The organism is Pseudomonas monteilii NBRC 103158 = DSM 14164 (assembly GCF_000730605.1).
GTDB lineage: Bacteria > Pseudomonadota > Gammaproteobacteria > Pseudomonadales > Pseudomonadaceae > Aquipseudomonas > Aquipseudomonas monteilii.
The window spans coordinates 197,242-218,491 of record NZ_BBIS01000009.1; the positions used below are offsets into that span (position 1 = coordinate 197,242).

Here is a 21,250-nt window from a genome sequence, read left to right on the forward strand (position 1 = left end):
GCTGAAGGCAAGTATCAGAAGTAGTAGGGGAATTTCAGGCTGAAGGAGAAGTCTGGCGCATCATCGGTCAGACCAATGGACAGGTTGGGGACAATGGTCAGGTTGTTGGTGGCGGCGAAGGTCATGCCGATGTTGAAGTTGGCGGCGTTGTAGTCACTGTTGGAGATCGATTGCCAGTCACCACCATCCGGTTTGATCTTGCTCTTGCGGGCGAACTGGTCGGACACCGAGAACGACATACTCATTTTTTCGTTCAAGGCGAAGGCAATGCCACCACCAATTTGCCAGGAGTCGCCGAGCTTCACGTCTCCCGGCACCTTGCTGTTGACCTGTGGGCTTATGTCGCTGAACGAGTCTTGCATGTTGTAGGTGTAGGACAGGCTGCCAAACAGCACGGCCGGGTCGAAGGTCTTGACCAGCGAGATGCCCGGTGTGATCGACCACACACCGTTACCGGTCGGCAGGCTTTCCGGTACTGCCAGGTTACTGTTGCCGTCGACCTCGCGGAGCTTGATGCCATAGGGGTCTTTGCCGGTCGGTGCCTTGATACGCAGGGTGGCTACAGCGTCAGGCCAGGTCTCGTCCTCGTCGATGAACTTGTACGCTACGCCAACGTTGATGTCGCCGATTTCCGGGTCACGGGTCACGCTGGCGTCGGAGGTGCTGGCCCCGGCGCCACCCGCGCCGCCGGATGAGTAGGTAGACTCGCGGTACACAACGGGCACGTTGATATCGAACTGCCAACGCTGCGCCAGGTTGTAGCGCGCGGTCATGTCCAGGGTCCAGTTGTCGGCCTTGATGCGGTCCAGGTTGATACTGCCGAGGAAAATCGAGTCCAGCGCCAGGAAACCGTTGAGCGTGAGCGCACGGGTATCGTAATGGGTGTAGGTCAGGCCGGTTTCGAAGCTGAACTTGCCGCCACCGAAGAAGCCGCTGGCTTCGTCATACAGGTTGGACACACTTTGTGCCGGCTCCGAGTCGGCGGTGAGTGCCTGGCCGTAGGAGCTGCCGGTGGTGCCCGGCGCGCCGGATGCGACAGTCTGTGCCCCCTTGACCCCTTCAGCGGGGGATTTAACCAGGCGTTTGGGTTGCGCTGCCGCCGGGGCTTCCTCGACCTGTCGCACGCGCTGTTCCAGCACCATCAGCGCTTGCTGCTGGGCTTCGTAACGGCGTTTAAGCTCGATCAGTTCCTGCTTGAGGGCCTCGACCTGTGGGTCGGCAGCTGCGTAGAGCATTGTGGCCGGGGCCAGGGTAGTCAAACACACAAAAGCGTTGAGCGTTAAAGATCGGTGCATGGATTTGCCGTCCCTTCCGACTACTTTTGATGAGACTGAGCGTAGATCAGTATCCGAAGGTGCGAAGACCTTTGAGCTGGTCGAGGCTACCGTTCAGCGAGGCGGCCGTTGGCACGCTTTCACGCATGACCACATTCAGGGAAGTGACGTTGTTGACCAGGTTGCCATTGCCGAGCAGCGTCGAATTCTGCATCAGGCCGCCCTGGGCCAGGCGCTGCACGCTGCTGCCCTGGTTATTGCTGGCATTGATATTGAGCTGCACGCCCACGCCGGTCGAGGACACGCTGAGCGAGCCGGCGCCGTTTTCACCGACCAGGGTCTGGCCAGCGGCCAGTACCTGGCCTTGCTGCTGCACGGCGGGGGCCTGGTTGGCTTTGGTGACGTTGATATCAACGTTGTTGTAGGCCGTATTGTTGTCACCGGCTGCACGCACTACCTGGGTGACACCCTCGGTGGTGGTCAGGCCGTTTCCACCTGTGACCACGCCCGTGCCCGCAGAAGCGGCACCGCTCGACGTGGCACCGGTGCCTTTTTCGTCGATCATCGAGACATAGAACTGGGGCTTGATGGTCGACTGCTGAACTTGCAGCGTGGATGTCGCCCCGATCACGTCCCCTTTGGCATTTTGCCAGGTGCTGGACATGACAATCCCGAAACTCACGATGCGCCCCGGCATCACATAGCGGCCACGCAGGTTGGCCAGCTCCTGGTCCTTGAGTTCGATGGGTTTCAGCGCCTCGGCGTGGCTTGGCAGGCTGGCGGCCAGGCAGGCCATGGCCAGCCACAATGAAGTCTTCATGAAATGCTCCCTGGAGCCTCATGCTCCTTGTCATTCGAACAGTCGTTAGAAGAAGTCGCTTTTGATGAAGCCGAAGTCCAGCAGCTCGGTGTCCTTCACTGGGGTGAAGTTGTTCACCCGGCCCTTGGCAGTCAGTGGCAGGGGCGGGTCGAGCAGGACATTGTTCTTGTCGTACCCTTGGCCGATCACAGCGAAGATGATGCCGTTCCAGCCCTTGAGGAAATCATCGATCTTGTAGCGCTTGTGGCCTAGCACCGGGTCACCGATGTACACCCAGCCTTTGTCGACCTTTTGCATGACCACGAAATGCTTGTAGCCGCGCACGTCCATCAGCACCACGACCGGGATGCGCACACTGTGCAGGGTGTCGGGTGCTACCCGGTAGCCGCGGGCACGCATCCCCAGGCTTTCGACGTAGCGTTTCATGTCGAGCATCGAGAAGCCTTGCGTGCGCACCAGGTTCTGGTCGGCGTGGGCCAGCATGCCTTCGATGATCTGATGTTCGTCCACATCCAGCCAGTAGGCCTGGCGCAGGATGGTCGCCAGCGCGGCGGCGCCGCAACTGAAGTCGGTTTTTTGTTGCACCAGGTCGGCGAACTTGCGTTCACGCACGCTCTGGATGGGTTTGAACACCACGGCGCCGCCCGGCAGGACGGACAGCGGCATTTGTGCGGCTTCGCTCACGCTGGCTAGGCACAGCAAAAACGCCAAGGCAATAATGCGCATGATCGGATGCCTTCCGGTGGGTGTTGAAGAAAGGCCCCCCGAAGGGGGCCTCAAGCGCAGCGTTTAGAACGAGGTGTTGGAAATGGCCAGCGAGTTGCTCTGCTGGTTGCCCACACCGGCTGCCACGTTCACGCCCAGGTTGCCGCTGCCACCGTTGACCGAACCGCTAAGGGTTGCAGTATTGGTAACAGGGTTGGCCCAGCCGGTCGGGGTCAGCACTTGGAAGGACACAGTATTGCTCAAGTCGTAAGCGCTGCTTTCGCTGTAGCTCTTCGAAACGTCGTTCGAGGATTGTTTCGATTTCTCGCCAGACTTTTCAAACGCCGAGGCCGAAGCATTCTCGTACGAAGAGTCGTGAGACTTGGTGTACGAAGAGTCTTTGGACTTGTCGTAAGACGATTGGCGCGTCTTGTCGTAGCTGGAGTCGAAGGCTTTCTCGAACGACGAGTCGTATGCACTTTCGTGCGACTTGTCGACCGATACGTCCAACGATGCACTGAGCGAGCCATCGAAGGTGCTGGAGCGGGTGCGTTCGCGGCGGCCATCATCGGTGGTGAAGGTGCGCGTAGCATTGGCTGCGGCATCCAGCGAAGCGTTCAGGCTGGCGCTGCTCGACGAGCTGTTGCTGCCACTGGCAGAGCCACTGGCATTCCAGCCGTTGGAACCGCTTGCCGACATGCTGCTGGAGCCACTGGCGTTGCTGGATTTCGAGCCGCTGGAGTTCCAGCCGCTAGAGCCGCTGGAGCTGGCGCTTTGCGAGCCGGCCACGCTGAAGCTCGACGAGGAGCTGCGGTCGTCGGTCGAGTTGAACGTACCATCACGCGAGCTCGAACCGCTGGCCGAGGTGGTGATGGTGATCGTGTCGACGCGGTAGGTGCGGTCCGCGCTGTTGTTCACGACCAGGCCTGGCCCGTCCTGTTCGGCAGAAGCCGTGGCAGTGGCGTTACCCAGAGGCGCACCGGTGTTGGCGATGGCCATGGTGTTTTTCTGTTGGTTGAGGTCGCCACCGGCGATGTTGATGCCGATGTTGCCCTCAGCCCCGCTGGCCGAGCCGCTCATCACAGCAGACGACTGGGTCGAATAGTTGTCGACCCGGTTGTTGTCGCTGGTTTGCACGACATCGGCAGTAGCACTGGCCATGCCGAACACGAAGCTGTTGTCCAGGCTCGACTCGGAGCCGGCGTTGGCAATGGCTGCGGCGTTATCCTGCTGGTTGCCGTTACCGGCCGCCACGTTGATACCGACGTTGCCACTGGAGCCTTCGCCCGACTGGTTCATCTCGGCTTCGTTGATGGTGCCTTGATTGCTGATACGGTTATCGGTGCTGGTTTGGGTATCCCAGGCATTGGCCGTTGCATACACAGGGATTTTGGTTGGAGGAGGCGTGTGATGACCATTGTTATGGTGGCCGTTGTGGTGGTCATTGCGCCGATCGTTCTGCCCAGCTTGTACAGCAACAGCCATGACCGCAGCAATTGCGAACACCAGAGGCTTGATTGCCATCGAGGGTTTCATGGTGATTCTCCGTACTCTATGTTGGTTAAGTGTCGTTCTTAACTGAAAGGGTCAATCCGCGACCCGGATGCTCAAGGTGTTGGCCATTCGGTTTCCCACCCCGGCACTCTGGTTCAACTGGATCACCCCGCGGCTACCGGTGAAGGCCTGGTCACTGGTGGTGACCTGGCGATGGCCTGTTGGGGTGTCAGTTGGACCGGAGTTGTTGAGCAGCGCCACGTTCTGTTGCATGAGGACGCTGTCGTCGATGCTTTGCGGTTGAGCACTGAGGGTTATGCTCAGGGCATTGGCTTGCTGGGTATTGGCGCCGGCACTCTGGTTGACGCCCAGCGCACCACTGCCGTTGCTGAACGCGTTGCCTTGAATGGTCGAGCGGGCATCCATCGTCGGGTCGGCGGGTGTGTTCAGCCGTTGCCGGATCTGCGTGCTGGCATTCGCTTCAGGCCCGACAGCGATGGCCCGCGCATTGGCCTGTTGCTGTTTGTCGCCGGCGGCCTGGTTGACGGAGAGGTTGCCCTGATAGCGACTGCCCGAGCTGTCGATGTTGGCATTGTTGATGACGGGAACCAGGGAATCGGCGAAGCCTGGCGTACTGCACAGGGTGGCCAGAATCAGCAACATGTGCTTCATGTCACTTGCCCCCGCCGGTCAGGATCTGCAACGGCGCGAGGCCGCGTTGCACACTTGAGTTGACCATGTTGGAGATGCCGTTACCCGCGCCCCCCGTGCCACGGCCGCCTGACAGGATGGGCAATTGGTTCTGGTTGCCGAGGTTGCCCCCCAAGTTGTTGGTCTGCTGGGTAATCATGTTGCTGATGCCGGCGCCACTGCTGATGCTGGCGAAATCGCCATCGCTCAGTTCGTTGGTTTGCTTGAGCACGTGGGCAGAAGGGTTGGCGTTGACAGTGGTCGGGCTCGGGTCAGGGATCAAGGGCGGGATCGTCGCGTTGCGCACCTGCACGTCGCGCTTGATGATGATGATTCCTTTGTCTGCGTGGGCCGTGAGGCTCAATGCCCCCAGTACACAACCCGCCAACAACAGGTGATAGAGGCGTTTGTCACTCTTCCTCACGACGGCAACTCCTTCTTTGAGCGCTGGCCTTGTTCAGCGATGCAAAGGACAGAGCAGATGGTGTGCCGCTTTTGATAATCGTTTTTAGATCAGACAGTTAGGGCAAGAGGCTGACAAACTGCGGCGCATTCTGTCTCAGCGGTGAAACAGCCAGCCGTGAGCGTTGCTGGCCAAGCCAGCTGTGGCCTTGATTGGAAGGGTTTTTGCAGGGTTGTTTCATGGGGTTGACACTGCCCCCGAAACGGGGGGAAGGCCCGCAATTCCGGGGGCTTTGCCCCACTAGAGTGTGTCAGTGGGTTAACACTCGGTCGGGCAGGATGGCGCATCGCTATCAAGAAGCGTAGCAACGGCTTGCAAGGCCAGCAACTGACGCTGTGGCCAATTGCCCTCAAGTATCTGGTGCGCCTGATTGTGCTGTTTCAGCCAGGCCAGGCTGTCGTCGAAAAAACGCTGGCGGTCGTTGATGTCGGGTTGGCTGCGCTGGCCATCGGCAACCCAGTCCACCCCCTGTGGGCTCAGCAGCAGGTGCAGGTCGTAGTGCCGTTCAAGCAAGGCTTGTTCCAGCCAGGCCGGGCAGTCATTGAACAAGGCGCGGCTCCAGAGCATGTTGCTGAGCAGGTGGGTGTCGAGGATCAGCAGCGGTGGCGCCTGTTCGCGCGCCCGGTCTTCCCAGGCCAACTGGCCGTGTGCGATGGCAGGGATATCGGCATAGCAGGTATCGCGGCACTCCTGGTCGATGAAGTGGCGCACGTACTCGGCCACCACCACGCCGCCGAAATGCGCCTGGATCACACCGCTGAGCCAGCTCTTGCCGCTGGATTCGGGGCCGCACAGCACCAGGACCTTCATGGCGTGTTGTGTGCTCATGGTTGCGCCAACGCCGGGTCGCGGCGCCATTCCAGCCAACCGCGCACGGCAATCAGGGTGAGCACGGCAAAGAAGCCTGCCGTGAAGTACAGCTGCTGGTGCAGGTACAGGCCTACATAGACGATGTCTACGGCCACCCACAGCGGCCAGCATTGCAGGCGCTTCTGGGCAATCCACAGTTGCGCCACCAGACTGAAACCGGTCAGGGTGGCGTCGAGCCAGGGCAGGACGGCATCGGTCCAGTTGGCCATGGCCGTGCCCAAGGCTGCGCTCAGGAGTACCCCGGCAGCCAGGCCGGCAAATAACGCTGGGCCTTGCAGGCGCGATACCTGGCGGGCGTCCTCGGTGCGGCCGGGGCGTTTCCATTGCCACCAGCCGTACAGTTGCAGGATGGCGTAGGCCAGCTGCAGCAGCATGCCCGAGTACAGCTTTACCTCGTAGAACAGCCAGCCATAGATCAGCACCATGACCAGGCCGATTGGCCAGCACCAGGTGTTTTGTTTGACCGTGAGCCAGACAGCGGTGACGCCGAGGACGGCGGCGATGAGTTCAAGGCCGGACATCGGCGATCCTTGGAGACTGCGGGAGAGGGCCGCGATTGTAGCGGGTCGGCCAGGGAAGGTGTAGGGCGCAAAGCGCCCCCGGCATTTTGGCAGTTATACTCGGAACTGCCGCAGTAATTGCTCTAACTCTTCGCTCAACTGCCCCAATGCCACCCCGGCATCGCTGGACTGGCGCGCCGCATCGGCCGTCTGCTGGGACAGCCCGGCGGTATCCAGCACATTGCGGTTGATCTCCTCGACCACATGCGACTGCTGCAAGGTGGCGCTGGCAATGGAGGCATTCAGCGCGGTCAGGTTGGTCAGTGCCTGGTTGATAGCGTCCAGGCTCGCACCGGCTTCTCGGGCCTGCTCGACGGTTTGGCGCGAGGCTTCGCTGCTGGTGTCGATGGCTTTGACCGCTGCGTCCGACTGGCTTTGCAGGTGTTCGATCATGGTGTGGATCTCGGCCGTCGATTGTGCGGTGCGCTGCGCGAGCAGGCGAACTTCGTCGGCGACCACGGCAAAGCCACGGCCTTGTTCCCCGGCCCGTGCCGCTTCGATGGCAGCATTCAACGCCAGCAGGTTGGTCTGCTCGGCGATGGAGCGGATGACATCGAGCACACCGCCGATGCGCGTGCTGTGGCCGGCCAGATCGCGAATCACCTGCACGGCCTGGTCGATGGTCAGCGACAACCGGTCGATCTGCGCCAGGCTGCTATGAATCGCTTGCTGGCCATGGGTTACCTGCTGCTGTGCGGTGCGCATTTCCCCGGCGGCCTGTTCGGCAGTCTTGGCCACGTCCTGCACGGCATAGGTCACCTCGTTCACGGCGGTGGCTACCTGGTCCATCTGTAGCGATTGTTGGGCGCTGTGCTGCTGTGCGGCGCCTGCATTGTCGCCGACGTGCCCGGCGGACTGGGCCAGCGCGTGGGCCGCCCCTTGCAGCTGGCCGACCACACCCTGCAGCTTGCCGTTGAAACGGTTGAAGTGCTCGCCCAGGTGGGTGATTTCGTCACGGCCGTGGGTGTCCAGGCGCCGAGTCAGGTCGCTTTCGCCGCTGGCGATATTGCCCATGGCCTGCACAGCCTCCTGCAAGGGGCGGGCAATGCTGCGCGCAATCAGCAGGACTACCAGTGCCATCAGCAAGGCAATACCCACACCCACCAGCGAGGCATCGCGCAACTGGCGGGCGAATTCGGCCTGCACGTCATCGACGTACACGCCCGAACCGATGATCCAGCCCCAGGGTTTGAACAGCTGGATATAGGAAGTCTTGGCCACCGGCTCGCTGGCACCGGGTTTGGGCCAGCGGTAGTTGACCGGCCCTACACCCTGCTGGCGGGCCAAGGCGACCATTTCGTTGAATACGGCAAAGCCGTCGGGGTCGCGAATGGCAGAAAGGTCCTGGCCATCGAGCTTGGGGTTGGCCGGATGCATGATCATCTTTGGCCCCAGGTCGTTGATCCAGAAGTAGTCATCGTGGTCGTAGCGCAACGCACGTACCACCTGCAGTGCCTGTTGCTGGGCGGCTTCGCGGCTGAGCGTGCCGGCCGCCTCCAGCCCTTGGTAATAGGCCAGCACGCCAGCGGCGGTCTGCACCACATGGCGGGTTTTTTCCGCTTTGGCCTGGTAAAGGTCACCGTGGATCTGGCGCAGCATAAGCAGCCCCAGCACCACCAGCATGGCCACCGCCACCACAAGGATCAGCCACAGGCGCCGGCTGATCGACATCGATCTTAACGTGTTCATCCAGGAGCTCCCGCATTGTTCTTTTTATTGAGGTGCATCCAAGCATGCTTTGCGACAGGCCCCCACTCGACTAATGGCTAAGTGCTATCTTTGAAATAGTCTGCAGCAGGTCGCGTAAAGCGATTGCAAAGGCGCTCTGCTAGGATTTCGGCCGCGCAAGATGAAACCTTTAGCGAGCGTGAACTTTTCTACTGGCGTTGCGCCCAACAGTCGCTGTAAAACAGCCGGGCCGCGTGCGGCAAATTCAAGCAAATCAAGAACAAGGGGCCCGCAGCAAGCGGCGCTCCATCCGGGGGAATGATGGATTTTTGGACTGCCTTTCAGGCAATCATCTTAGGCGTGGTCGAAGGGCTGACAGAGTTTCTGCCGATCTCCAGTACCGGGCACCAGATCATCGTCGCCGACCTGATAGGTTTTGGCGGTGAGCGTGCCATGGCATTCAACATCATCATTCAGCTGGCAGCGATCCTGGCGGTGGTGTGGGAGTTTCGTGGCAAAATTTTCGAAGTGGTGTTTGGCCTGGCCAGCCAGCCCAAGGCGCGGCGTTTCACCGGCAACCTGCTGTTGGCGTTCATGCCGGCGGTCGTACTGGGCGTGCTGTTCGCCGACCTGATTCACGAGTACCTGTTCAACCCGATCACCGTGGCGGCGGCATTGGTGGTGGGTGGCGTCATCATGCTCTGGGCCGAGCGCCGCGAGCACCGCGTGCAGGTGGACCATGTGGACGACATGCGCTGGACCCATGCGCTGAAGATCGGCTTCATCCAGTGCCTGGCAATGATTCCGGGCACTTCCCGCTCGGGCTCGACCATCATTGGCGGCCTGCTGTTCGGCTTGTCGCGCAAGGCCGCGACCGAATTTTCGTTCTTTCTGGCGATGCCGACCATGGTCGGTGCGGCGGTGTATTCGGGTTACAAGTACCGTGACCTGTTCCAGCCCAGTGACTTGCCGGTGTTTGCGATTGGCTTCGTGACGTCGTTCATCTTCGCCATGATCGCCGTGCGTGCGTTGCTCAAGTTCATTGCCAACCACAGCTACGCGGCGTTTGCCTGGTATCGCATTGTGTTCGGCGTGCTGATTCTGGCGACCTGGCAGTTCGGCTGGGTTGACTGGTCGACAGCTCATGGCTGAGGTGTTGCGCGGGCAACGGGCGGAGGGCGTACGCAATGTGCGCCTGAAACTGCTGCTGTTGGGGGTATTGTGCCTGTTGCCCGGGTTGGGCGCTGCGCGCATGGCCTGGAACGACCAGGCCTGGTGGCCGTTGGCGCTGTACCCGGCCATGAGCCTGATCAGCCTGTTGCTGTATTGGCAGGATAAGCAACAGGCGCGTACCCAGGCCTGGCGTACGCCCGAGAAAGTGCTGCATGCCAGTGAGCTGTTGGGTGGCTGGCCGGGGGCGCTGGTGGCGCAGCAGGTGTTCCGGCACAAGACCCGCAAGGTTTCATACCAGCTGGTGTGCTGGGGGATTGTGCTGGTGCACCAAGTGTTCTGGGCGGACTGGCTGTTTTTTGAGGGGCGTTATCTGCCCTTCACTTGAGCGCAGCCTGTACCGGCCCCTTCGCGGGCTTGCCTGCGAAGGGGCCAGTACAGGCTGTCTATCTATATCACCAACCCCACCTGCAAGCGCTTCGGCAGCCGGCGCACCACCAGTTGGTGCGAGCGCTGCAACATATCACACAGCTCATCACGCCCCATGGGGTAGGGCAGCGCCATGCTGATCCATTTTGCCCGCGCCAGATAGGGCGCTGGTCGTACCCCTGGGCGGTCGCAGTAGCCGAGAAACAGTTCATCGGCCACCTTGAACGACAAACCCGCACCGGCCAGGTCGAGCACGGCGAACATCTTGTTGCCCGCTACTGAAAACACCCGAATGCCACCCCATTTGTAGTCTTCTCGCGCACCCGGCAGGCTCAGGCAAAACGCCGCCACTTGGGCTTCGCTCATCTTCCTTTCAGACATACCGCTCTCCACAAGCTTCGAATGACGCTGCCAGGTGATCGATCCACACCCGCACAGCGGGCAGCAAACCACGCCGGTGCGGATACACGGCCTGCAGATACCCGCCCGGCAATGACCACTCGGGCAGCAGGCGCACCAGCTCGCCGCGTTCCAGTTCTTCTTCGCAGAACATGCTGGGCAGCGCAGTGAACCCTAGTCCGGCCCGTACAGCAGCATTACGTACTACGAAATCATCAATGGCCAGGCGCGGCTCCAAAGCAATTTCCTGCTGCTTGCCCTGTGGACCGAGCAGGCGCAAGTGTACCAAGCGGTCGGCTTCGGCGGCCCCCAGCACGGGCAACGACGCCAACTCTGCAGGTTCGCGAATGTGATCGGCAAACCCGGGGGCAGCCACCAGCTGCATTTGCGCCTGGCGAAGGCGGCGGGTGACCAGCGCCGGGTCTTCATCGCCCAGGTCACGCACGCGCAGCGCTACGTCGATGCCTTCGGAAATCAGGTCGACCCGGCGGTTGAGCAGCACCATGTCCAGTTGCACCAGCGGGTACTGCTCAAGAAAACGGCTGATCACATCTGGCAGGAACGCGTGTGCCAGCGCCACCGGGCATGACACCCGCAAGCGCCCGCGCGGTTCACTGCTCATGCTGGCTACGGCTTCATCGGCAGCTTCGGCTTCCAGCAGCATGGCCTGGCAATGATGCAGGTAGCGTTCACCTACTGCGGTGAGCTTGAGCTGCCGCGTGGTGCGTTGCAGCAAGCGCGTGCCAAGGCGTTCTTCCAGCTCGGCGATACGCCGCGACAGGCGCGACTTGGGGATACCCAGCTGGCGCCCGGCTGCGGCGAATCCACCGGCTTCGACGACGCGCGCGAAGTAAAAGAGGTCGTTAAGGTCTTGCATGGGCCTGTCTCACTGTTCCACCTGTGGGACAAACTAACGCATTTTTGCCTCCTTATCAGCCATTACGCACCCCGCTAGGATTCTCCCCATCGTGATCGCCCACTGGCGCGGTCTTCAATCACAGGAGAGTCCCATGAAACTGTTGCACATCGATTCGAGCATCCTGGGCGACAATTCCGCCTCCCGCCAGCTAAGCCGCGAAGTGGTCGAGGCCTGGAAAGCAGCCGACCCAAGCGTGGAAGTGGTTTACCGTGACCTGGCCGCTGACGCCATCGCCCACTTTTCCGCCGCCACCTTGGTAGCTGCCGGTACCCCTGAAGACATGCGCGATGCTGCCCAGGCTTTTGAAGCCAAGCTCAGTGCTGAAACCCTGGACGAATTCCTGGCTGCTGATGCTGTAGTCATTGGCGCGCCGATGTACAACTTCACAGTACCGACCCAACTCAAGGCCTGGATCGACCGCGTGGCAGTTGCCGGCAAAACGTTCCGCTACACCGAAGCTGGCCCGGAAGGCCTATGTGGCGACAAGAAGGTGGTGCTGGTTTCTACCGCCGGTGGCCTGCACGCTGGCCAGCCGACGGGCGCGGGGCATGAGGACTTCCTGAAAGTGTTCCTGGGCTTCATCGGTGTCACCGACCTGGAAATCGTCCGCGCCCATGGCCTGGCCTATGGCCCGGAACACCGTAGCCAGGCGATTGACGCTGCCCAGGCTCAGATTGCCAACGAGCTGTTTGCTGCTGCCTGATGGCAAGCATGGGGCCCGTCACGGCCCCATTGCCGGTAAGCCGTGTCAGGCCACCGGAATACTCGGATCAGCCGCCGCCAAAGCGGCTGTACGATCTGCCGCTGGCGGGTAGATCCACACGGAGTTGATCTGCGATTTCAACACCTTGGCCTCCGGCGGCGCCACCGCACGCGCCCATCCTTCGGTATACACCGCGCCCCAGGCGCCCAGGTCCAGGCAGGTTACGTACTTGGGTTGGCTGTAGGTTATAGGCGCCACGCCAATCAACTCGGCCGCCGCATCATTGCCCTTGACCTTGAGGTTGCCATCCACATGCAATCGGCCCTGGCGGTCGCGCTCGCCGGTGATCTGTTCGGTGAGCGGGTTGGCCTTGAAACCTACTGTCCAGACCACCGTACTGGCATCGATGCGCTGGCCGTTGTCCAGCAGCACGCCGGCAGGGTCTACCGAGGCCACCGTGGCACCACAGATCCATTCCACGCCCAACGCCTCGCAGGCCTGTTCGATGGCCGGGCGAATGCCGTCACCCAAGGCGGCACCGATTGTTGCGCCGCGGTCGACCACTACTACGCGTAACGCGGCGTCTTCACCCCGGATTTTGCGCAGCCGCGCTGGAAGTTCGGTTGCCGTTTCGATGCCGGTAAAGCCGCCACCGGCCACTACCACGGTGTTGCGTGCCGGTGTGTCGGGCAAGCTGGCCAGGGAGTTGAGGTGGGCTTCCAGGCGTGCGGCGCTGTCGATCTTGTCGACATCGAAGACGTGCTCGATGCCGGCCATGTCAGGCCGGTTGAGCACACTGCCACAGGCCATGATCAGGCGGTCGTAGGGCAGGGCACACTGGGTGCCACTGCGGGTGCGGTAGCTGACGCGGTGGGCCTGTTCATCAATATGGAAAGCTGTGCCTTGCACGAAGCGCTCCTTTTCAAGTTCGGTTAACAAGGTAGACCATGTTGCGGGGCAACGATGTTACGAACGCCTGCAGGCGTGCTTCAGAATGTTGGCGGGTGATCACCTGGTTACCAAGGCTGACCGCATTCGCACTTCATGCAGTAACAGTCACTGTTGCGCAACCCTTGGCCACAACTGTGCTGGTCGCAGCCGAAGGAATAGCCTTATGCTGTAACGAAATATGTCTAGAAAAGCCTGAAGAAGGAACCCGCAATGCCGCTCAAGGACCTGCTCATCGCCCTGGTGGTGATTGTCGCCTGGGGAGTCAACTTCGTGGTCATCAAGGTTGGCCTCGATGGCTTGCCGCCGATGTTGCTGGGGGCATTGCGCTTCTTGTTGGTGGCGTTTCCGGCCATCTTGCTGGTCAGGCGGCCTAAACTGCCGTGGCGCTGGCTGATCGCCTACGGGGCCACCATTTCGCTGGGCCAGTTCGCCTTTCTGTTCCAGGCCATGTACAGCGGCATGCCGCCAGGGCTGGCCTCGTTGATTTTGCAGTCGCAAGCGTTCTTCACCCTCGGTTTCGCGGCATTGTTCCTGGGGGAGCGGCTGCGCTTGGCCAGCGTGCTGGGGCTGCTGGTGGCGGCCAGCGGCCTGGCATTGATCGGCAGCGAAGACGGTGGCCATGTACCCATGCTGGCGCTGGTGCTGACCCTGTGCGGCGGTGCCATGTGGGGCCTGGGTAACATCATCACTCGGCGGTTTGGTTCGGTTGACCTGGTAGCACTGGTGATCTGGGGCGGCCTGATCCCGCCGTTGCCGTTCCTGGCGTTGTCCTGGTGGCTGGAAGGGCCTGAGCGCATTGGCCATGCGCTGGCCAATATCAGCTGGAGCTCGGTGCTGGCGTTGGCGTACCTGGCCTTTGTCGCCACCATGCTTGGCTACAGCTTGTGGAGCAAGCTGTTGTCACGCCACCCGGCTGGCAAGGTGGCACCTTTTTCGTTGCTGGTGCCGGTGATTGGCCTGAGTTCGTCGGCATTGCTGCTGGGCGAACGGCTGACCGCAACCCAAGGTTGGGGGGCATTGCTGGTGATGGTCGGGTTGCTGGTGAACGTGTTTGGCGCGCGCGTTGGCCAACGCTTGCGCGCGGCCAACGCGTAAAGCGGCCCCATCTGCCGGACTGCGCTCTGTTAGAATCGGCCTCTTTTGCCAGGCCAGCGGAGCGCACCCATGATCATTTCCACCACCAGCCAGCTCGAAGGCCGCCCGATTGCCGAATACCTGGGCGTGGTCAGCTCCGAATCGGTGCAGGGCATCAACTTCGTGCGCGATTTCTTTGCACGCTTTCGTGATGTGTTCGGCGGCCGTTCGCAAACCCTGGAGAGCGCGCTGCGCGAGGCGCGCGAGCAGGCAACCGAAGCACTCAAGGCTCGGGCACGCCAGTTGCAAGCCGATGCGGTAGTGGGTGTGGATTTCGAGATCAGCATGCCGTCGGTACAGGGCGGTATGGTCGTGGTATTTGCCACCGGTACGGCAGTGCGCTTGAAGTAGAGCGGGTTGCCACTGGTCGGCTGCCGGAATCTTGTCCGGGCGGTCCGCAAATGACCAGCTAGTCTCATTTTCACAGGCCGCGTTTCCTGGGCAGCTCTTCTGGTTGCCGACGCGACCGCCACTGGAGGGAGACAGGGCATGAGCGAATCCTTTTTCGAAGACCTGAATGACGCGTTCCCTATCAACAGCCAGGTGCGTTGCGGCCAGGCGGCCTTTCGCCTGGGCTTCGCCCACATGACGCTGGATGATTCCGAACAGCTCCAGCCTGCACACCTGCAGCGCAGCAAAAAAGGCCGCTTCATGCCGCGGGTTCCGCTGAAGAAGTGAATCCCGCCCCCCCGGACATGACCCCGCTGAATGGCGGGGTTTTTATTGCGCTTTGTTGATCCGCCTCATGGCATTGCCGGGTAGCACTCGCCGGCTGGCCGAGGTTGTGGTTTTCTGGCGGGGCATTCCAGTAACGGAGGATTGAATGCTCATGCGAGTCAGGGAAAAGACCTATTGGCAGTGGGCCGACGCCCAACTGCACAGCCGCAGCCACGATGAAGCCCTCAGTGACGGCACCACGCTGGATGTGCAGGTGCGCCTGTCGCGCCTGGGGGCCACCCAGCTGTTTTTGGGGTTGTACGCTGGAGATGGGCGTGCACTGCTGGAGGAGTACTACCCGACACGGCCGGGCGAGACCATGACCCGCGCCCTGGTATGGGGTGTCGACCGCGCCCGGGCGATGGCAACCGGTGCCTTGCCCTTGCCAGAAACCTGCAGCCGGCGGCGCCAGGCATGAAAAAGCCCGGCCAAAGTGGGCCGGGCTCAGGTAAAGGCGGGAACCCTCAATTGAGCGGTTCGATCACCTTGACTGCCTGCTGCTCACGGGCAGCGGGCCATTCTTGTTGCAGGGTCTGCAGCACGCGGCCAACGAACTCGGTGTCGGCGGCGGCCTTCTTGCCGACGTAGCCCTGGCCACGGCGGTAGACCTTGAAGCGTGCACGCATGCTGGGCAGGTGCTCTTCAAATTCATCTTCGACGGTGTTCGGTGGCAGGCGGTCGAGGCGCACTTCACCGGTTTGGCTGACCCACAGCAGGTGGTCGTCAAGGCTGTCTTTGCGCACGGCGAACAGCTGGGCCAATTGGTCGATAGTCGGATTGTTGTTCAAGTTCATCATAAAGCCCCCATTACCCATTCGTAGGTGATTTTCACAGTTGGCGCTATCACGGTGTAGCGCACTACCAAGGCTGCTACAGCAGCATCGCAACAGGGGCTTTCTCACGCTGCCTTTTGGACAGTTTCCCTCTCCACGGACGGCCTGCGTTACCGCGCAGGCCGTCTGGAACACCCTTGCCACCGCTCCCGATCGGGGAGACGGCTTCATCATGCACAAGGGCGATGAACGGCGTCAACCATTTTGTAGTGAATATTTTTTGGCACTACATTTCTGTCGTTTTGTTCGACAATCGCTGCTCGTACTACAGGCCGGACAGTATCTCGAAGGCGGCGCGCACCCGCGCTTCGTTCGGGTAGTTTCGGTTGGCCAGCAACACGATAGCCAGCTGTTCGGAAGGCACGAACGCGGCGTAGGCACCAAAACCGTTGGTTGAACCGGTTTTGTTGTACCAGGCAGCCGGCTGGGCGGGCAGGGCCGGTTGCAAGCGTGTGGTTGCCTGGGGTTCACGGATCAGCCGCGGGCTGTTGCCATCGACCAGCGTGGCCAGGGTTGCCGGGTAGGGGTAGCGTTCCCAGCCCAGGCCCTGCGTCATGGCGCCGACCTGGAAGTAGCCTTGCTGGGTGATGTCGATGGCTTTCACCAGTGTCGCTGGCAAGCCTTCAGGCTGCATATGCAGGCGCACGTAACGTAGCAAGTCGCTGGCACTGCTCTTGATGCCGTAGGCTTCGTCGGCGTACGGGCCGGGGCGGACGCGCACCGGTTTTTCGGCGGCATCGTACCCTTGGGCATAAAGGCCCTGGGCGCTGGCCGGGATGTGCAGGTAGGTGTTCTCAAGGCCCATTTTCGGCAGCAGGCCTTCGGTCATCAGTGTGGCAAATGGCTGGTGCTGCGCGCGGGCGGCAAGGTCACCAAACAAGCCAAGGCTAGGATTGGAATAGCAGCGTTGCGTACCGGGCTTGGCGTGGGGCTGCCAGTGTTGGAAGAAATCGACGACCTGCTGCGGGGTTTGCACCGCATCCGGGAACTGCAAGGGCAGGCAGTCGGCACTGTAGGCGCCCAGTTCCAGCACCGTGGCGTCGCCGATGGGCGTGCCGGCCAGCGCCGGGTGGTAGCGCTTGGCCGGCGCTGTGAGGTCCAGCTGGCCCTCGGCACTGGCCAGTGCAGCCAGGGTGGCGGTGTAGGTCTTGCTCAGCGAACCGATCTCGAACAGCGTGTCACGGCTCACCGGCACGTTGTCGGCCTTGCTGGCCACGCCGTAGCTGAAGTAGTGCGCGTGGTCGCGGGCGTAGATGGCCACGGCCATGCCGCTGATGCCTTGCGCCTGCATCAGTGGGCGGATGATACGGTCTACCTTGGCTTGCAGCTGGTCATCGGCCTGGGCGTTGGCATGGCCCAACGTGAGGGTAATGGCGGCCGCAAGCGCGGCCAGGCGGGAGAGGGGCATGGTGGGATCCTTTTGTGGCGTGTGTCCGTTGAGCGATACCGGTGGGGGTTCCGGCGTTAGCGGCGAAAAGCCGCAGACCTTATCGTTTGCCCTTGCACAATGACAAGATGGACACAGTGATGAAGTATTTGCGCATGTTATTCGACAATTTCACCCTGGCCTTGCTCGGGGTGGTGCTGATTGCCACCGTGTTGCCTTGCTCGGGCGATGGCGCAGTGTATTTCGGTTGGCTGACCAACCTGGCCATCGGCCTGCTGTTCTTCCTGCACGGCGCCAAGCTGTCGCGTGAGGCGATCATTGCCGGTGCCGGGCACTGGCGCCTGCACCTGCTGGTGTTCTCCTGCACGTTCGTGCTGTTCCCGCTGCTGGGCCTGGCCTTCAAGCCGCTGTTCGTGCCGCTGGTGGGCAATGAACTGTACCTGGGCGTGCTCTACCTGTGTGCCTTGCCGGCTACCGTGCAGTCGGCCATCGCGTTCACTTCGCTGGCCCGTGGCAATGTGCCGGCGGCCATTTGCAGTGCTGCCGCGTCCAGCCTGCTGGGCATCTTCCTTACCCCGTTGCTGGTGATGATGCTGCTGGGCGCCAGTGGCGACACCGGCTCTGGCCTGGATGCCGTGCTGAAGATCACCCTTCAACTGCTGGTGCCGTTCGTGGCGGGGCAGATTGCGCGGCGCTGGATCGGCGCCTGGGTCAAGCGCAATGCCCGTTGGCTCAAGGTGGTGGACCAGGGCTCGATCCTGCTGGTGGTGTACACCGCCTTCAGCGAGGCAGTCGTCACCGGGCTGTGGCACACGGTATCGCCGCAGCACCTGGCCGGGTTGTTCGCCGTGTGCGGGATTTTGCTGGCGGTGGTGCTGTTTGGCACTCGCCTGCTGGGCAAGATGCTGGGCTTTGACCTGGAAGACCGTATCACCATCCTGTTCGCCGGCTCCAAGAAGAGCCTGGCGACCGGCGTACCGATGGCCCAGGTGTTGTTCGTGGGCAGCGGCATTGGCGCGATGATCTTGCCGCTGATGCTGTTCCATCAGATCCAGTTGATGGTCTGCGCGGTGCTGGCGCAGCGTTATGCCAGCCGAGAGCAGGTGGCAGAAGAGGCATCGGCGGCGTCCTGAAAAACCAAGCGCAGCGGGCGCGCCCACAGCGTCGCGTACCGCTGCAGCTATCTGGCCTGGCCCGAGCCGTGTTCGCGCAATGCCTTGCCCACCTCTGCCTCGATCTTGTAGGCCGGTCCCTCCAGGTCGTCGTAGTTGCGCGTATAGCGCCGGGCGAATTCCTCTACCCCCAGTTCCTGATATTGCTGCACATGCTTGAGCTCATGCGCCCACAGGGCAACGTTGTTTTCGGCATCGTCGGCCCGGCGGAAGATGATCGTGTCGATCAGCGTCACAGCGTTCACATCAGGATTTTGCAACAATGCATTGGCCGCGCTCATCTGCTGTTCGTCACCCACCCGGAAGCGCGCTGCGTCAAGCACGGCAAAGTCGTACCAGGGTTCGAGTTGCGCCCTGATATGCAGCGGGATCGGCTCGACGCCGTTGGCGGTGGCCTCATCCCTGGCCTGGCGCAAGGCGAACGTCAGGCTGGAAGACGCCATGACCTCCACATCCTTGAGAATCTGGCCGGCCTGACCAGGGTCTATCGGCGCACAAAAACACCCCATCAGGCACACTTGGTATTGCCCGGGTGGGCACGCTTGATCGGCAAGCGCGGGCAGCGCCAGCGTGAGGCCCAGTAGCAGGCTAATCCGCTTCATGCAGGGCCTTTTCGACAAACTGGCGGCTTGCGTCCAGCACCTGCGACTGCACACGCTCAGTGGCCAGCATACGCCCGACCATCAACGCACCGACGCATTGGCTGATGAGCACCCAGGCCAGTTGATCATCCTCCAGTGTTGCACTCCAGGCCTGATGCAGGCTGACCAGCCAGTGCTCGGCCTCTTCGCGCACGGGGGCGGCGGCCCGGGCGATTTCCACACCTAGCGGCGGCAGCGGGCAGCCACCCTCGGCATTGTGCAGGTGTGCCAGGCTCAGGTACTGCTGCAGGCAACGGCCCAGCCGCTCGCGGCTTGCCCCCGAACTGGCCAGGCGTGCCAGCGGGCTGTTGCACAGCTCCTGGCGCACCACTTCAGTGAACAGGTCGTCTTTGGACGGGAAGTGGTTGTAGAAGGCGCCGCCGGTCAAGCCGATCGCTTTCATCAGCCCGGCCACGCCGGTGCTGGAAAAGCCTCCCCGCTTGGCCAGCGCGCCGCTGCTGGCCAGCAGCCGCTCGCGGGTTTGCTGTTTGTGTTCATTGGAGTAGCGCATTGACATGCCTCTGCTGGCGGGCTTGACGATAACCGCGATCTTAACATAGCGTTCGTTTACTAAACGATCATTTACCAATGGAGACAGGCATGGCAGAACAACAAAAAGCAGTGCTGGTGATTGGTGCGGGCGACGCCACCGGGGGTGAGATTGCCAAGCGCTTTGCCCGCGAGGGTTATGTCGCTTGCGTGACCCGGCGCCAGGCCGAAAAACTGCAACCGCTGCTGGAGGAAATACACGCTGCCGGCGGCAAGGCCCATGGGTTTGGTTCTGATGCGCGCAAGGAGGATGAAGTGGCCGCGCTGGTCGAGACTATCGAGCGTGATATTGGCCCTATCGAGGCGTTTGTCTTCAACATCGGCGCCAATGTTCCCTGCAGCATCCTTGAAGAAACCCCGCGCAAGTACTTCAAGATCTGGGAAATGGCCTGCTTTGCCGGTTTTCTCACGGCTCAAGCAGTTGCCCGGCGCATGGTCCAACGTGAGCGTGGCACCATTCTGTTCACTGGCGCCACCGCGGGCACGCGTGGTGCAGCCGGGTTCGCCGCTTTTGCCGGGGCCAAGCATGGCCTGCGTGCCCTGGCCCAGAGCATGGCGCGCGAGCTGGGGCCGCGGAACATCCATGTCGCGCATGTGGTGGTAGACGGGGCCATCGACACGGCATTCATCCGTGACAGCTTCCCCGAGCGTTACGCCCTCAAGGATCAGGATGGCATTCTTGACCCCGCGCACATTGCCGACAGCTACTGGTTCTTGCACGCCCAGCCGCGAGATGCCTGGACATTCGAACTGGACCTGCGCCCCTGGATGGAACGTTGGTAAGCCCCTCTCACCCAGCAAGGACCGAAACCCATGCACAACACTGTCGATTTCTATTTTGACCTGGGCAGCCCGGCCAGCTACCTGGCCTGGACGCAACTGCCGGGCCTGTGCGCTCGCCAGGGTGCCACACTGCGCTACCGGCCAATTTTGCTGGGAGGCGTTTTCCAGGCGACTGGCAATGCTTCGCCGGCCATGATCCCGGCCAAGGGCCGCTACATGTTCACCGACCTGGCGCGCTTTGCCGCACGTTATGGCGTGCCGTTCGGCATGCCGCCGGGGTTCCCGGTCAATACGCTGAGCTTGATGCGCGGCGTGATCGGCACCCAGTTGCATTCACCGGAGCGGTTCGAGTCGTTGCTGTCGGCGCTGTTCAATGGGCTGTGGGCGCAGCGGCGTAACCTGGGCGACAGCGCCATTCTGGATGAAGCACTGACAGCGGCAGGCTTCGATCCAAAGGCTTTTCACGCACTGACGGCTGACGTTGAAGTGAAGGCGGCGCTCAAGCAGGCGACCGAGGCGTCTGTGGCGCGTGGGGTATTTGGTGCGCCGACCTGTTTTGTGGGTGAGGCGATGTTCTTTGGGCAGGACCGCCTGGACTTTGTCGAGGAGGCGTTGAGTCAAGGGGCTAGCAGCTTTTCCAGCTGAGTGCGCTCCCACAGGCTTAGCAGGTCGACCGGGTTGGTGCCGTAGCGCTGCCAATCTTCGAGCCCGGCTTGCTGGCCGCCCGGGGCATGGCAGTGGACGCAGTGTGCAAGGCCTTCGGCATCCATGGCCAACGTCAATCGCCAACCCTGAATGCTCACATCGACCAGGCTATCAGCGTGGCGTGCACACACTTCAAGTGGGTGCACGCCCAAGGCTGCGTTGCGCAGGCATTGATAAATGTCGCGCGTGTTCAGCGAGGCCCGTTGCGTCAAGG

General features: G+C 61.7%; 26 protein-coding genes and 2 pseudogenes. 10 read left to right on the plus strand and 18 right to left on the minus strand.

The genetic code is table 11. From position 1 onward, the window contains the following. Positions 1-14: 14 nt before the first annotated feature. The 10 genes and pseudogenes from fapF to mcpP form a co-directional block, all read right to left on the minus strand. A complete protein-coding gene (gene fapF / locus PM2_RS04770; protein WP_016714148.1) occupies positions 15-1,295 on the minus strand; it encodes a fibril amyloid transporter FapF in 1,281 nt (426 codons plus the stop codon). Between the two features lie 46 nt (positions 1,296-1,341). Continuing rightward, positions 1,342-2,094, minus strand: a complete 753-nt coding sequence (gene fapE, locus PM2_RS04775; RefSeq protein WP_016714147.1) for a fibril amyloid subunit FapE — start codon at positions 2,092-2,094, stop codon at positions 1,342-1,344. Between the two features lie 45 nt (positions 2,095-2,139). Further along, positions 2,140-2,820, minus strand: a complete 681-nt coding sequence (gene fapD / locus PM2_RS04780) for a fibril amyloid maturation endopeptidase FapD (RefSeq protein ID WP_016714146.1) — start codon at positions 2,818-2,820, stop codon at positions 2,140-2,142. Between the two features lie 63 nt (positions 2,821-2,883). Next, positions 2,884-4,335: an amyloid-like fimbrin subunit FapC gene (fapC, locus tag PM2_RS04785; RefSeq protein ID WP_016714145.1), complete on the minus strand. Its 1,452-nt coding sequence runs from the start codon at positions 4,333-4,335 to the stop codon at positions 2,884-2,886. Positions 4,336-4,386: 51 nt separating this feature from the next. Further along, positions 4,387-4,965 carry a fibril amyloid subunit FapB gene (gene fapB, locus PM2_RS04790; RefSeq protein WP_016714144.1) on the minus strand — a complete coding sequence of 193 codons (579 nt, stop codon included), beginning with the start codon at positions 4,963-4,965 and terminating at the stop codon, positions 4,387-4,389. 1 nt (position 4,966) lies between these two features. Next, positions 4,967-5,407, minus strand: coding sequence for a functional amyloid chaperone FapA (fapA, locus tag PM2_RS04795; protein ID WP_028698767.1), 441 nt, complete (start codon positions 5,405-5,407; stop codon positions 4,967-4,969). 297 nt (positions 5,408-5,704) lie between these two features. Continuing rightward, the gene (locus tag PM2_RS04800; protein ID WP_016714142.1) at positions 5,705-6,274 is read right to left on the minus strand and encodes an AAA family ATPase; all 570 of its coding nucleotides are present in this window, start codon (positions 6,272-6,274) and stop codon (positions 5,705-5,707) included. Next, positions 6,271-6,837: a nicotinamide riboside transporter PnuC gene (pnuC, locus tag PM2_RS04805; RefSeq protein WP_028698768.1), complete on the minus strand. Its 567-nt coding sequence runs from the start codon at positions 6,835-6,837 to the stop codon at positions 6,271-6,273. Before pnuC ends, PM2_RS04800 begins: the two co-directional genes overlap by 4 nt. A gap of 93 nt (positions 6,838-6,930) precedes the next feature. Beyond that, the gene (locus tag PM2_RS31990; RefSeq protein ID WP_411431212.1) at positions 6,931-7,665 is read right to left on the minus strand and encodes a methyl-accepting chemotaxis protein; all 735 of its coding nucleotides are present in this window, start codon (positions 7,663-7,665) and stop codon (positions 6,931-6,933) included. 138 nt (positions 7,666-7,803) lie between these two features. Further along, positions 7,804-8,565, minus strand: a pseudogene (gene mcpP, locus PM2_RS31995) (methyl-accepting chemotaxis protein McpP); the annotation flags it as partial. Between the two features lie 300 nt (positions 8,566-8,865). Between mcpP and PM2_RS04815 the strand changes: the two are divergent. Continuing rightward, positions 8,866-9,696, plus strand: coding sequence for an undecaprenyl-diphosphate phosphatase (locus PM2_RS04815; protein WP_016714139.1), 831 nt, complete (start codon positions 8,866-8,868; stop codon positions 9,694-9,696). Beyond that, positions 9,689-10,102: a DUF1294 domain-containing protein gene (locus tag PM2_RS04820; RefSeq protein ID WP_016714138.1), complete on the plus strand. Its 414-nt coding sequence runs from the start codon at positions 9,689-9,691 to the stop codon at positions 10,100-10,102. The genes PM2_RS04815 and PM2_RS04820 overlap by 8 nt, the downstream gene beginning before the upstream one ends. 62 nt (positions 10,103-10,164) lie before the next feature. Here PM2_RS04820 and PM2_RS04825 read toward each other — a convergent pair whose 3' ends face one another. Then, positions 10,165-10,524 (minus strand): MmcQ/YjbR family DNA-binding protein, encoded by a 360-nt coding sequence (locus PM2_RS04825; RefSeq protein ID WP_028698770.1) that lies wholly within the window; start codon positions 10,522-10,524, stop codon positions 10,165-10,167. Beyond that, positions 10,517-11,419, minus strand: coding sequence for a LysR substrate-binding domain-containing protein (locus tag PM2_RS04830; protein ID WP_016714136.1), 903 nt, complete (start codon positions 11,417-11,419; stop codon positions 10,517-10,519). The genes PM2_RS04825 and PM2_RS04830 overlap by 8 nt, the downstream gene beginning before the upstream one ends. A gap of 133 nt (positions 11,420-11,552) precedes the next feature. Here PM2_RS04830 and PM2_RS04835 point away from each other — a divergent pair, with 133 nt between their 5' ends. Beyond that, entirely contained in the window at positions 11,553-12,164 is a 612-nt protein-coding gene (locus PM2_RS04835; RefSeq protein WP_016714135.1) for an FMN-dependent NADH-azoreductase, read from the plus strand. A gap of 45 nt (positions 12,165-12,209) precedes the next feature. On the opposite strand, the pseudogene PM2_RS04840 reads toward PM2_RS04835, so the two are convergent. Further along, a pseudogene (locus PM2_RS04840) lies at positions 12,210-13,079 on the minus strand (NAD(P)/FAD-dependent oxidoreductase); the annotation flags it as partial. 246 nt (positions 13,080-13,325) lie between these two features. On the opposite strand from PM2_RS04840, the gene PM2_RS04845 reads away from it, so the two are divergent. From PM2_RS04845 to PM2_RS04860, 4 genes are all read left to right on the plus strand, one after another. Beyond that, positions 13,326-14,210: an O-acetylserine/cysteine exporter gene (locus tag PM2_RS04845; RefSeq protein ID WP_016714133.1), complete on the plus strand. Its 885-nt coding sequence runs from the start codon at positions 13,326-13,328 to the stop codon at positions 14,208-14,210. A gap of 69 nt (positions 14,211-14,279) precedes the next feature. After that, positions 14,280-14,600: a YbjQ family protein gene (locus PM2_RS04850; protein WP_016714132.1), complete on the plus strand. Its 321-nt coding sequence runs from the start codon at positions 14,280-14,282 to the stop codon at positions 14,598-14,600. Positions 14,601-14,738: 138 nt separating this feature from the next. Next, the gene (locus PM2_RS04855; RefSeq protein ID WP_003253897.1) at positions 14,739-14,927 is read left to right on the plus strand and encodes a hypothetical protein; all 189 of its coding nucleotides are present in this window, start codon (positions 14,739-14,741) and stop codon (positions 14,925-14,927) included. A 145-nt stretch (positions 14,928-15,072) separates the two neighbouring features. Then, on the plus strand, positions 15,073-15,384 hold the full coding sequence (locus tag PM2_RS04860) for a hypothetical protein (RefSeq protein WP_016714131.1): 312 nt from the start codon (positions 15,073-15,075) through the stop codon (positions 15,382-15,384). A gap of 46 nt (positions 15,385-15,430) precedes the next feature. Here PM2_RS04860 and PM2_RS04865 read toward each other — a convergent pair whose 3' ends face one another. After that, positions 15,431-15,763, minus strand: a complete 333-nt coding sequence (locus PM2_RS04865) for a hypothetical protein (RefSeq protein ID WP_003253895.1) — start codon at positions 15,761-15,763, stop codon at positions 15,431-15,433. Positions 15,764-16,064: 301 nt separating this feature from the next. Continuing rightward, a complete protein-coding gene (gene ampC, locus PM2_RS04870; protein WP_016714130.1) occupies positions 16,065-17,207 on the minus strand; it encodes a class C beta-lactamase in 1,143 nt (380 codons plus the stop codon). 119 nt (positions 17,208-17,326) lie between these two features. On the opposite strand from ampC, the gene PM2_RS04875 reads away from it, so the two are divergent. Next, positions 17,327-18,319, plus strand: coding sequence for a bile acid:sodium symporter family protein (locus PM2_RS04875; protein ID WP_372237738.1), 993 nt, complete (start codon positions 17,327-17,329; stop codon positions 18,317-18,319). 47 nt (positions 18,320-18,366) lie between these two features. Here PM2_RS04875 and PM2_RS04880 read toward each other — a convergent pair whose 3' ends face one another. Both PM2_RS04880 and PM2_RS04885 read right to left on the minus strand, forming a co-directional pair. Continuing rightward, a complete protein-coding gene (locus PM2_RS04880; protein WP_016714128.1) occupies positions 18,367-18,960 on the minus strand; it encodes an eCIS core domain-containing protein in 594 nt (197 codons plus the stop codon). Beyond that, the gene (locus tag PM2_RS04885; protein ID WP_016714127.1) at positions 18,947-19,510 is read right to left on the minus strand and encodes a TetR/AcrR family transcriptional regulator; all 564 of its coding nucleotides are present in this window, start codon (positions 19,508-19,510) and stop codon (positions 18,947-18,949) included. Before PM2_RS04885 ends, PM2_RS04880 begins: the two co-directional genes overlap by 14 nt. Positions 19,511-19,599: 89 nt before the next feature. Here PM2_RS04885 and PM2_RS04890 point away from each other — a divergent pair, with 89 nt between their 5' ends. Then, positions 19,600-20,331 (plus strand): SDR family oxidoreductase, encoded by a 732-nt coding sequence (locus PM2_RS04890; protein ID WP_016714126.1) that lies wholly within the window; start codon positions 19,600-19,602, stop codon positions 20,329-20,331. Between the two features lie 30 nt (positions 20,332-20,361). After that, on the plus strand, positions 20,362-20,976 hold the full coding sequence (locus PM2_RS04895) for a 2-hydroxychromene-2-carboxylate isomerase (protein WP_016714125.1): 615 nt from the start codon (positions 20,362-20,364) through the stop codon (positions 20,974-20,976). Here PM2_RS04895 and PM2_RS04900 read toward each other — a convergent pair. After that, positions 20,949-21,248 carry a DUF7693 family protein gene (locus PM2_RS04900; protein WP_016714124.1) on the minus strand — a complete coding sequence of 100 codons (300 nt, stop codon included), beginning with the start codon at positions 21,246-21,248 and terminating at the stop codon, positions 20,949-20,951. The two genes, PM2_RS04895 and PM2_RS04900, sit on opposite strands and share 28 nt — an antisense overlap. Positions 21,249-21,250: the final 2 nt, after the last annotated feature.